Annotated in this window: 9 protein-coding genes; 4 read left to right on the plus strand and 5 right to left on the minus strand. The window is 39.5% G+C overall.

Annotation, left to right across the window (positions count from 1 at the left end; translation table 11 throughout):
• Positions 1-30: 30 nt before the first annotated feature.
• A complete protein-coding gene (gene rsmH / locus C4S38_RS08975; protein WP_103983479.1) occupies positions 31-948 on the minus strand; it encodes a 16S rRNA (cytosine(1402)-N(4))-methyltransferase RsmH in 918 nt (305 codons plus the stop codon).
• Between the two features lie 330 nt (positions 949-1,278).
• On the opposite strand from rsmH, the gene C4S38_RS08980 reads away from it, so the two are divergent.
• The 3 genes from C4S38_RS08980 (at position 1,279) to C4S38_RS08990 (ending at position 5,483) form a co-directional block, all read left to right on the plus strand.
• Positions 1,279-3,618, plus strand: a complete 2,340-nt coding sequence (locus C4S38_RS08980; protein WP_103983453.1) for an alpha-N-acetylglucosaminidase TIM-barrel domain-containing protein — start codon at positions 1,279-1,281, stop codon at positions 3,616-3,618.
• A gap of 65 nt (positions 3,619-3,683) precedes the next feature.
• A complete protein-coding gene (locus tag C4S38_RS08985) occupies positions 3,684-4,511 on the plus strand; it encodes a 1-acyl-sn-glycerol-3-phosphate acyltransferase (protein WP_103983454.1) in 828 nt (275 codons plus the stop codon).
• A 9-nt stretch (positions 4,512-4,520) separates the two neighbouring features.
• Positions 4,521-5,483 (plus strand): GNAT family N-acetyltransferase, encoded by a 963-nt coding sequence (locus C4S38_RS08990; protein ID WP_099463711.1) that lies wholly within the window; start codon positions 4,521-4,523, stop codon positions 5,481-5,483.
• Here the strand turns inward: C4S38_RS08990 and C4S38_RS08995 are convergent, their stop codons facing one another.
• The 3 genes from C4S38_RS08995 to gpmI form a co-directional block, all read right to left on the minus strand.
• A complete protein-coding gene (locus C4S38_RS08995) occupies positions 5,484-6,530 on the minus strand; it encodes a DUF4434 domain-containing protein (RefSeq protein WP_103983455.1) in 1,047 nt (348 codons plus the stop codon).
• A 28-nt stretch (positions 6,531-6,558) separates the two neighbouring features.
• Positions 6,559-7,140, minus strand: coding sequence for a DUF3109 family protein (locus C4S38_RS09000; protein ID WP_103983480.1), 582 nt, complete (start codon positions 7,138-7,140; stop codon positions 6,559-6,561).
• Between the two features lie 94 nt (positions 7,141-7,234).
• On the minus strand, positions 7,235-8,758 hold the full coding sequence (gene gpmI, locus C4S38_RS09005) for a 2,3-bisphosphoglycerate-independent phosphoglycerate mutase (RefSeq protein ID WP_103983456.1): 1,524 nt from the start codon (positions 8,756-8,758) through the stop codon (positions 7,235-7,237).
• Between the two features lie 104 nt (positions 8,759-8,862).
• On the opposite strand from gpmI, the gene C4S38_RS09010 reads away from it, so the two are divergent.
• Positions 8,863-9,558 (plus strand): M48 family metallopeptidase, encoded by a 696-nt coding sequence (locus tag C4S38_RS09010; protein WP_103983457.1) that lies wholly within the window; start codon positions 8,863-8,865, stop codon positions 9,556-9,558.
• 83 nt (positions 9,559-9,641) lie between these two features.
• Here the strand turns inward: C4S38_RS09010 and C4S38_RS09015 are convergent, their stop codons facing one another.
• A complete protein-coding gene (locus tag C4S38_RS09015; RefSeq protein ID WP_103983458.1) occupies positions 9,642-12,437 on the minus strand; it encodes a TonB-dependent receptor in 2,796 nt (931 codons plus the stop codon).
• Between the last annotated feature and the right edge of the window lie 13 nt (positions 12,438-12,450).

Here is a 12,450-nt window from a genome sequence, read left to right on the forward strand (position 1 = left end):
TTCAGTTTACAATAACAACTCTGGTACTCATTATTTTTTCTCAGCAATCCGAAGTTTAGCACTTCTGGAACGGGGATTCCGTATGACCTCTTCTTCATCCGGAACGATAATTTTATTATTCACTAATTTAAACGGAGACTGAATATTTCCAAAAAAGTCCTGCTCGCTCTTTCCTTCAAAGTTGCCTGTTTTGAGGAAGTTTTTCACTAAACGATCTTCCAGCGAATGATAAGTAATAACCACTAACCGTCCACCCGGCTTCAATATTTTCAAAGTCTGCTGAAGCATATCGCGCAAAGCACGCATCTCGTCATTCACCTCTATACGAAGTGCCTGAAAAGCCTGTGCTAAAAACTTTTTTTCTTTATCCCTGCCGGCAAACGGCTTCAGTATTTCCAAAAAATCCCCAATAGTCCTTATTTCTTTGGTTTCACGTGCTTTTACCAACACAGTAGCCAACTTTCGCGCAACCTTCAATTCACCATACAAGTAGAACACATTAGCTAATGCCTCTGCCGTATAAGTATTTACGATGTCGGCAGCAGTCTTACCCGCACGGGTATTCATCCGCATATCCAATGCACCGTCAAACCGAAAAGAAAAACCGCGTTCTTTATCATCAAAATGATGGGACGATACACCCAGATCGGCTAGCAAAGCATCGACTTCCCCATCCACTCCGTAATAACGCATAAAATTATACAAGTAGCGGAAATTACTTCTAACGAATGTAAATCCCGGCTGATCCGGGATATTATTTTCCGCATCCGCATCCTGATCAAAGCCATATAAGTGCCCTTCGCTATCCAACCGTTTCAGTATCTCACGGGAATGCCCGCCACCACCAAATGTCACATCAACATAAATACCCGAAGGACTAATATTCATACCCTCCAGGCTTTGATGCAACATCACCGGAACATGATAGCAAATTTCTGTCTCTTCCATCTCCTGCATTTATGTTAAACTTCCTCTTAAAATAAGATGGCGTACTTCTTTGAGCAGCACATACATTAACCTATTAGAGGGTAAAAGTACATATTTCCGAAAATACCTGCCAAGAAATAGATAAGAAAAGTGCAAAAAAAGTTTTCAACAGCTCATCAAATAAACAGGAAAGCCAAAACGGACACAATCATAGTTATGATTCTTTTAATTCATAGTTATGTTTTTGAAAAGTCATAACGATGAATTTTTTCTTTTGTCCAACAGTATTGGTTATTCTGATTAGTATTCACTACATTTGTACATCTCAAAAAGAAAAACCATTTTATCATTATGAGAACACCATTTCTTATTATCGCTTCTATTTTTATTTCATTTTTTACACAAGCAAATGATTGGAAGATTTTAAAACCAACAAATGCACACCGCGCTTATGAAATTGCAGCAAATGAATTTCAGGCATTCTATCATGCCGTTACAGGGCAAAAGCTGGAAATTATAAACACTCCCCAAAAAGGCAATTTAATTGTCATAGGCTCAGATATTGTGAACCGTTTTACAAGAGATGCCATCGAAAAAAAAATCATATCACCTCTTAATATCGGAGCAGAAAGTGACTCTTATCGAATATTATCAGCAAAAGACGACGGTTGTAACTTTCTTTTTCTTGCAGGAGGAAACGGGCGGTCTACGCTATATGCCGTATATGATTTCTTCGAAAGAGAAGCAGGATGCCGCTATTTCTGGGATGGGGATATTATTCCAAAAGCCGACCATATCCAAATGACAGGACTTGATATTACGGAATCTCCCCGATTCATGTATAGAGGTCTTCGCTATTTTGCGCACCGCAGCCTGACCCGTTTTCAGGCAGAGCACTGGGGACCTGACGAATGGGAGAAAGAAATAAACTGGATCGTAAAAAAGCGCCTGAATCTATTCATGCTACGTATTGGCATGGATGATATTTTCCAGAAAGCATTTCCAGACATTGTTCCTTACCCTCCTACTGATAAAACTTTGCCGGAAGCACTCCCCCGTTCATTTTATGACAGAACGACAGCCTGGCCTTTACAATATCGCGGCGAATTACGAAAACACATCCTGAGCTATGCAAGAGACCGGGAACTAATACATCCTGAGGATATGGGGACTATGACCCACTGGTATAGTTGTACACCCAAAGCTTTCCTTAAAACCGTTCAACCCACATTTAACCCACAATCCGGAGGTGCCTATCTGGGAAATCCCACCAATGCCGTATGGGATATCCGCGACGATAAGAACCTAGATAACTATTGGAAACTAACGCAAGCCCACATTGATAATTACGGTAGTCCCGATATGTTTCACACGATTGGCATAGCAGAAAGAGAAACTTTTAACACACGGGAAGATAATCTGGAAATGAAACTATACGCATACCGCCGTATAATTAATAAACTACGCGAACACTATCCAACAGCACCGGTTTTAATAGCATCATGGGATTTTTATCTCCCAGGCTGGAAAGGCAGCGAAATAAAAAAACTATTAATGCAATTGAATCCTTCAAATACAATTATTCTTGATTATACATCAGATTTACCTTCCAACAAAACAAACACGCATTTTGAGAACTGGGGTGTGGTAAATAAATTTCCATACACATTTGGCATTTTCCACGCATACGAATGGGAAAATGAATTGCGGGGAAATTACGACTTGATCAAGCAGCGTATGCCCATCGCTATTGCAGACCCAATGTGTAAAGGTTTTGTTTTCTGGCCTGAAACATCACATAGCGATCCCTTAATGTTGGAATTTTTCACACATAATTCCTGGAAGCCCGACATGTTAACCCCGGAAGAAATTTTACCTGTATTCTGCAATGACCGCTATGAAGAAAATGCAAAAATTATGCTGGAAGGCTGGAAAGCTGCAATGCCTGTTATCGAGCTAGAAGATGAACTTCCTGCACAATACAAAAACATATGGGCTTTTGCCAAAAAGGAGATCACAGACGAATCTGTAAAAGAATTCCGGGACAATGACACAAAAATAGCTACAACCTTAAATAAAGTACCTGAAATACTTCACATATTAGCACGCTTGCCCTATGGCAAAGGAAATAAGTTCATAGACCGGGACGCTATTGATTTGGCACGCACTATTGCAGGTCGTCAATTCACAGCCGAATTGTACCGCTATGCTATTGCACAAGCAGACTACCGGGCAGGAAGATGTAAAATAAATCACATCAAGACAGCCGAGAGGCGGGCCAAAGCAACATTATATGCTTTAAGAGACATACTGGCTTTACATGATGATTATTCAATGAATGCTTCCTTAAAACAGATCGAATCAGTAAAGCAACCTGTCAATCCAGCATTTGAACAAGCTTTAAAAGGCAATTCCGAAAACGATTATTGCCGTAGTTATATCAGCGAGTTCTTTGATTATTATTATCTACCCCAATTTGAACACTATGTGAAAGAAATAAACAAAGAATTAGCCGTCAAGCATATAAAAAAATTCCCCGACGCTGACAAAATGGATATGCAATATATAATCAATGCATTCTATAATAAACCATTAAAAGAAATGAGACCTTTAAATCCAAAGCCCAGAACAAATAAGACATATCATAGTATTTTGGAAGATTTAGCCAAAGATTTAGAGAAATATAATTAAAAACATCCTATAAAAAAGGTCTGATTTAATTATTCGCTATATCTTTGCCACGAGTGAATGCAAGAATGACACAGGCAAATAGCATAAAACAGATTGACATAAGGCAGGTACTACAAGAAAAAGCACCTGCTGCTAAAAAGATACCGGGGTTTGTTGTCAATTATCTGACACGTACCATTCATCAAGAAGAATTAAATGACATCCTCACCCGTTACCACGACAAAGACGGAGTGGACTTCATGAATGAACTTATAGGATATTTCGATCTTACCCTAAATTTAGTAGACGTAGAAAATCTCCCCTCAGAAGGACGATATATATTCGCATCCAATCATCCGTTAGGAGGACTGGACGGAATTTGCCTGTCGGCCGTTATCGGAACACACTATAATGGAAAAATCCGTTATCTGGTAAACGACCTGCTCCTTTATTTATCTAATTTAAAATCGATATTTGTCCCTATTAATAAACATGGCGCCCAAGGTAAAGAAAATGCCAGATTGATAGAAGAAGCTTATACATCTGACAACCAAATTATTACCTTTCCAGCAGGACTTTGTTCGCGCAAGCAAAACGGACATATTACCGATCTAGAATGGAAAAAATCATTCATCCAAAAAGCTGTAGAATATAAACGAAACGTTATACCCGTTTACTTTGAAGGAAAAAACTCCAATTTTTTCTATCGTTTGGCAAATATCCGCAAAGCATTCGGTATAAAAATGAATTACGAAATGATATACCTGCCGGATGAAATGTTCCGGTGCAAGCATAAAACATTCCACATTTATTTTGGCAAACCCATTCCCTGGCAAACATTCGACAATAGCAAAAAGCCGGCTGAATGGGCTGAATGGGTAAAAGGAATTGTTTATAATTTAAAGAAAAAATAGACTCACTATATGCAAGACATCATTAAACCTGTTGACCGGACTCTTTTGAAAGCTGAACTCACAAAAGATAAATTACTCCGGAGAACAAATAAATCGAACAACGAAATTTACATCATTACAGCCCATGATGCCCCCAACGTCATGCGTGAGATAGGACGTCTCCGCGAAATAGCTTTCCGGTATTATGGAGGCGGCACTGGCTTAGATTGCGATATTGACATGTTCGACACTATGGAAGATGCATACAGACAACTAATCGTATGGAGTCCTGAAGACGAACAAATATTGGGAGGGTATCGCTTTTTATGCGGTACAGATGTAAAATTCGATAAGACAGGAAAGCCGATACTTGCGACAGCACATCTGTTTAATTTTTCAGAGCAGTTCATAAAAGAAGTGCTTCCTTACACCGTAGAGCTAGGACGCTCGTTCGTTACATTGGAATACCAATCAACAAGGACTTCTGCAAAGAGCTTATTCGTACTTGACAATTTATGGGACGGGCTAGGCGCATTATCCGTAGTAGACCCAAGTTTAAAATATTACTTCGGTAAAGTTACGATGTATAACACTTACAATACCGAAGCCCGAAATATGATTCTTTACTTCCTGGGACTCCATTTTCCTGATGCAGAAAAACTGATAACACCTGTTTATCCGCTACAAACAAACACTGACTTAGAAAAAATGAAAGCACTTTTCCACCATGACAATTTCAAAGACAATTATAAGGTATTAAACCAGGAAGTAAGAAAATTCGGAATCAATGTTCCGCCGCTTGTAAATGCGTATATGAGCCTTTCCCCAAAGATGCGTGTATTCGGAACTGCTATCAACCACGAGTTCGGAGAAGTAGAAGAAACCGGAATACTTATCGCTATCAACGAAATTCTGGAAGACAAGAAAAAGCGTCATATCGAAACATACCTTAAAGAGGAATGCCAATCGGCAGAACTGATCCGGAAAGGCTGATTACTTCTGCGCTTTCAGCCAGGCAGCATAGTCTGTATAAAATTTATCTGCTTTCGGCTGTCCGAGAGTTGCTATTGAACCCGGTTTACTCATAAGTCCGCTATACTGGTAAATTAATATTTTCTCAACAAAAGGAGAAACATCTTCCATCTGCACAAGAAGACGATCGAATGTAGACGGTATGGCCGGACTTGTATATACTTTCCCTTCAAAATCAAATATCTCCAAGTCTGCCCAGATTTTAGCACGACCAGCTTTATTATGGGCACGAGACAAAGCCTCGAAGTATTTTCCAACTTCACCGGCCTTAGACTTTTGCACACCGACTTCATCTTGATATGCAATAATATCCACATCTAATCTCTCCAATTGTTTTGCATAATAATCATCAGCTTTTACAGTACGTGTCCCGTAAGGGGCAATCATCGTTTTACAATGAGGAGTCAATTCGTGCGCCAATTTTGAACTGCCATTGACATAAGCGATTGTCATTTCATCCATCGTTTCCGTCAAATTGGTTTCATTCGGATAATACCAACCGTAAAAACTTTTATGATGAGAATATTTTGTGGCTACTTCTTCCATTCCTTTAGCACGCAGAGCAGCTATTTCCCGGCTAGTCATCATTTTATCCACTTCCCGGAAATCTCCCCAATAATCATTACTAATAAAGAACTTGATTCCATATTCATCCGCTGCGCTAAGCACAGTTTCTAACGGATCAGGTGAAGCCATATCATATCGTGGTTGCAAGTTTGACGGATAAAAAGTCTTTCCATTGTCTGCAACAGATAGCAATACCAGATACTCCATACCCAATTCATGGATATCTTTGATCATTGCCCGCCATTGTTCATCCGTATATTTATATAAAATAGGATTCCAATACTTCGCTCCCACACGCGAATGGTGATAGAATTCGAACCAGGAACCCACAACCGGCTTTATTTTCGGATTATGTTTAAAATCCATAGCCTTTAAATCACTTGACATCAATGCTGCAGTAGCAGCCAATCCACCTAACTGTAAAAATCTACGTCTATCCATACTAGTATTAATTTAAGGAATTACAAATTTACATATTCTTTTGCTTCGACCACTCTTGGGCACACTGTTCTAAAGCATCATACCATTCTTTACCAAACTTACGGATCAGCGGTTCTTTCAAGAACTTATAAACCGGAAGTTTCTCTTTCTTCCCTAATATTTCGGCAGCTTTACACACATCCCACCGATGAAGGTTTACAGCACGGAAATCACGGTATTGTGTAACCCGGATCGGATATAAATGGCAAGATACCGGTTTATAAAAATCGACGCGGCCTTCACGGTATGCTTTTTCGATAGCACATTTACAAGTTCCATCCCCATCGTAACAGGTAAACACACAGTCCTTCCCATTCACAATAGAAGTTACCGTATCTCCTTCTTCGTCGATATAAGCCACTCCCTGTCTATCTATCACTTCCTGTGCTTTAGGAGACAAATCATTCCATACATATGGAAGTACCTTCTGAAGTTTTGCCAATTCGGAATCTTCCAAAGGAGCACCAGAGTCACCTTCTATGCAACAAGCCCCTTTACAATGAGAAAGGTCGCAAATGAAATAGCGTTCTATTACATCCAAGCTAACCAATGTGTCATCTATCTGTATCATAAATAAGAAAAATAAACATACAAAAAACCCTGTAAAAGCAAACAACATTTGTTAGTCCCTTACAGGGTTTAAAGATCATATTAATATATTATTATTATTTAATCAACACCTTCCCAGTCATTTCTTTTGGCTGTTCCATGCCCATAATCCGGAGAAGAGAAGGTGCTACATCTGCTAAAATACCATCTTCCACTTTTGCATCTTTATTTGCCGTTACATACACAAACGGAACCGGATTTAAAGAGTGGGCAGTATTAGGAGTACCATCTTCATTCAATGCATGGTCTGCATTTCCATGGTCTGCAATAATGATTACTTCATAATCATTCGCTTTTGCAGCCTCAACCGTATCATGCAGGCAAGCGTCTACTGCAACAACTGCTTTTTCAATTGCATCGTAGATTCCGGTATGGCCTACCATATCGCCATTAGCATAATTACAAACAATGAAATCATATTTCTTCGTATTGATTGCCTCAACCAATTTATCTTTTACTTCATATGCACTCATTTCAGGCTTCAGGTCGTACGTTGCCACTTTCGGAGACGGAACCAAGATACGTTCTTCTGCATCATAAGGAGTTTCGCGTCCGCCATTGAAAAAGAATGTTACGTGAGCATATTTTTCAGTTTCTGCAATATGCAACTGGGTCTTACCTTCAGCTGCAAGATATTCTCCCAATGTATTTTCTACATTTTCCTTATCAAACAAGATATGCACTCCTTTAAAACTTGCATCATACGGAGTCATACAGAAATATTGCAAATTAGGGATAGTACGCATACCGGCTTCGGGCATGTCTTGTTGTGTCAATACAACCGTTAATTCTTTAGCACGGTCGTTACGATAGTTGAAAAATATAATAACATCGCCTTCTTCGATAGTAGCTACCGGTTTGCCGTTTTCAACATGTACAATCGGCTTAATAAACTCGTCAGTTACACCTTCTGCATATGATTCCTCCATTGCAGTCACCATACAAGCAGCTTCTTTACCTTTGCCATTTACAAGCAAGTCATAAGCTTCTTTTATGCGTTCCCAACGTTTATCACGGTCCATTGCATAATAACGGCCAATAATAGAAGCAATCTTGCCTCCTGTCGTTTTCAAATGATTTTCCAGCTGTTCTATAAAGCCCTTTCCGCTCTTCGGGTCTGTATCACGACCATCCATAAAGCAATGAACATAAGCTTTACTGATACCGTATTCCTTAGCAATATCTGTTAGTTTGAACAAATGCTCCATAGAACTATGCACACCTCCGTCCGAAACCAATCCCATGAAATGAATCTGCTTATTATTTTCTTTTGCATAACTATAAGCACGTTTGATTTCCGGGTTATCCATAATTGTATTCTGGCGGCATGCTATATTAATTTTCACCAAATCCTGATATACAACACGTCCTGCACCAATATTCAGGTGACCTACTTCCGAGTTACCCATCTGTCCGTCAGGTAGACCGACATTTTCACCAGAAGCCTGCAACTGAGAGTTCGGGTATGTTTTCAACAGATAATCCCAATAAGGAGTAGAAGTGTTATAGATTACGTCATCTTTCTGATGGTCTCCGATACCCCAACCATCACAGATTAATAATAGTGCTTTTTTGCTCATGATCTGTAATATTATATTTATTTATACTATTTCTGGAATCTGGCTGCAAAGATACATATTTCTACGGTATTATTCCCCCGCAAAGTATTACTTTTGCATACGTTATGGAAAAGATGATACCCGACAGTGAATTAGGAATTATAAAGTTGCGTACACATCCCCGCGCTATCCGATACTCTCTAAAAGTAGTAAACGGAGAAATAGTCGGAACCATGCCTGTGAACGGAAATGAAGACTTCATGTTACGCCTTATCCGGGAAAACAAAGAACGTTTGTTACAACATTTGCAGAACCGCCCTCTGGTTTTATTGGATGAGAACACCCAACTTCAAACCTATTCATTCCATCTCCGCATTTTGCGCCATAAACATAAAAAATTCGTAATGGCTTTGAAAGATGGCTATCTTAATATAGCTTGTCCTGAAGACATTCTTTTTGAGAATAAGGAAACCCAGAAAGTCTTACATAAAATGCTGGAAACCGCTCTCCGGCACGAAGCCAAGCGCTTACTTCCTCCACGCATTAAACTATTAGCCGAACGCCACAAGTTTTCTTATAAAAGTCTTAAAATACAAAACAGCAAAAGCAGATGGGGCAGTTGTTCTTCCGGTAAAAACATAAACCTGTCACTTAGCCTGATGCTTTTACCGGAACATCTGATAGATTACGTATTACTACATGAATTATGCCATACGGTAGAAATGAATCACAACGAGCGGTTCTGGAATATCATGAACAGAGTAACCGAAAACAAAGCTTTATCCTTACGGAAAGAATTAAAAAATTTCCATCCTTTATAAGCCAAACATTTAATTGCAGATAAAATTAACAGTTTGATTAATGGCGAAACCAAGCCGGCTCCGCCTCAATTATCAGAAATGCTCTAAAACGTAGTATTCAATTGCATAATAAACGTCCGGGGTACGCCAACATCCATCGGGCGTACACTATACTCTTTATTCCAAAGGTTATTTATAATACCCTGAAAATGAATATTTTTTGTTATTTTCACTCCTAGACGAATATCCATAGTGAAATATCCTTTATTATTATTCGTCCAGTAATCATGAAGGTCTCCGAACATCAAACCACGAACATAGTCCATCAAATCGGGATATACTTTTTCCCGTTCATCTACCATAAAGTAATCAACAGCTAAAGTCTTGCTTTTCCAGGCCAGGTTTGTACCTATGTTTACACGCTTCCATTCCAGATCGAACATACCTTTCAAGGAATGCTTTTGACGGTATTTCAAATACCTCGAAGTATTCGATTTAGATTTCATAGAAAACACATCCGTATTCGCCTCCTCTTTTGCATTTATATCATCCGCTTCCAGATCGATGGGCTGAGTATAGACATAACCCAAATTAAAGGTCAGTTTTGTATGCGAATTAAAATTATACATACCGTTAACAGAAGCATCAATACCGGAAATACGGGCTTTTCCCACATTTGTAAACTGAGCGCCTATACCCGGGACTTTCCCATTTATCAACAAGGAGATTATATCCTTCAGATTATCGAGGTATTCAAATGATTCTTTATCAAACAAGCCGATCTGAAACTCGATCATATCTTTATACTGAGTGTAAAAGCCGGCAACATCCACAAAACCTTTTAGACCTCCCAGTTTATATCCTTGCTTAAAGCCTATTTCCGCATTGAACCCTTGTTCTGCTTTCAGATTGGCATTCGGAAACGCACCAACTCCACCAATGTCTTTCAAAACGAATTTTTCTACGATAGATGGATAACGATACCCTTGCCCGAAAGAAGCACGTATGAAGCTATACTCTCCTAATTCATAATTCAGACCGCCACGGAAGACAGGCTTAAACGGAATGTCAGATCCAAATAGTTTTGTCTCGGCTTCTCTATAATGATCGTCCACACGATAATATTCCATCCGCATTCCTAACGATAGATTCAACTTATCGAAGAATTTCCGGTCATATTGAACAAACAGGGCAATATTATCGCTTTTATGTGTACCTGTCACCTTCGAATCGGCATAAACACGCTCGTAAGTAGCGCCTGTCGTCAATAAAGAATTATCATATTTCTTGCTAAACTGGTAATCCAAATAATACGAAGCAGTCAGATCTGCACCCGGTTTCTTTTTCTCTACCGGTTCCAATGCATTTTCCAGCCAAGGCAGAAGTTCTTCTTCATTGGTTGGTAGTGGAGTACGCCCCATTACCCAAGAAACCAAATCCATATAATCGGCAGGTTTTGCCGTCGGAAAGAAATGATTACCTAATTTTTCTACCTCCCCGGCTAATCCTGTAAAATTGCCGTTTAATACATCTCCCAGGTGTGGAATAACTATAGGCATCAACGTTTCCATCGGATTTTTTGCTATATTCACTATCTCAGGAATGGAGTTAGAATCAAATCCCATGTTGTTGGCAATCTCTGAAATGGACTTGTCCGTTGTACCCGATACAATCTGATCTTTGCGGCGATAAATGCGTCCTTTAATACGATGCACCGTATTATTATCAGGATTGGAATAATTGATAAAAGGATCAACATAAAAACTATGTCCTTCGCGTCCCATATTCGCTAACGGAGATTGTGTATACACTTCCTCCGGAGAACGCCACAAAAAGAATCCAGCATAATCATTTGAAAGGAAATTACCATTCACACCATAATTTAATCCTTTCACTCGCGGATCATGGTACGTCAGGTTTCCTCCGGCGCGGAAACGTTTTGTGTAATTACCTTTACGATAACCTTCGTCGGAAAAAAGATTCAGACCAGCCGACAAATCGAAATTGCCTATACGACGGCTATGCGACAAATCAACCCCATTATACATCGGATTTGAACCGGGAAGAATATTACGCAACAAAGGCTTCGTGCCATATCCTCCATTCTTCCAGAAATCACGATCCCACCAAATATTACTTTTATTTTCAGGATCCCCATAAATACCCATATACGCATTTGCATGTGTTACCGGATCCAAGCTCGGACGTTTAGTACGCACATTAATCAAACCATTTAATGCAGAAGAACCATAAAGCACAGAAGAGGCTCCCTTCAGCACTTCCACCTGCTCCACATTTTCCATTGGAACAATATTCCAGTTTATTTCTCCCGATCCCGGTGAAAGAACGGACATCCCATCTACCAGAATAAGACAACGGCTACCTACTCCATACGTCCAGCCGCTTCCACCACGAATTGATGGTTGGCGATCCGTAATTTCTACGCCCGGTAGATTCTTTAATACGGAAGTCAGATCCACAGGGTCTTGTTTAACAATATCGGATGCTTTAAGAAGCTCCATCGAAACAGTCACATCGCTTAATTTTTGTTCGTAACGGCTCACACTAACAACCACCTCATCCATCAAGTTCGTCTGAACCTTCATTTGCGCATTTAAAGTATAACTCTGTCCGCGAGCAAGGATTAACGGGTAGGACTGGTTCTCATATCCTAAATAGCTGAACATTAATATGACACTTCCTGCAGGAACCGGCAATTCATAATGTCCGTCTATATCTGATACGGTTCCTCTTGTTCCAGACTTATCTTTATAATATATACTGACACCGGTCAAAGGGTCATTGTTTGCTGCATCATAAACATATCCTTCTACTTTTTGACCAAAAATCTGGCCAAAAAGCAATAAGAAAAGGCCAAACAGAATGTAAACTCTTTTCATACACTAACCTGTT

It is taken from the genome of Parabacteroides chinchillae, assembly GCF_900108035.1.
Taxonomy (GTDB): domain Bacteria; phylum Bacteroidota; class Bacteroidia; order Bacteroidales; family Tannerellaceae; genus Parabacteroides; species Parabacteroides chinchillae.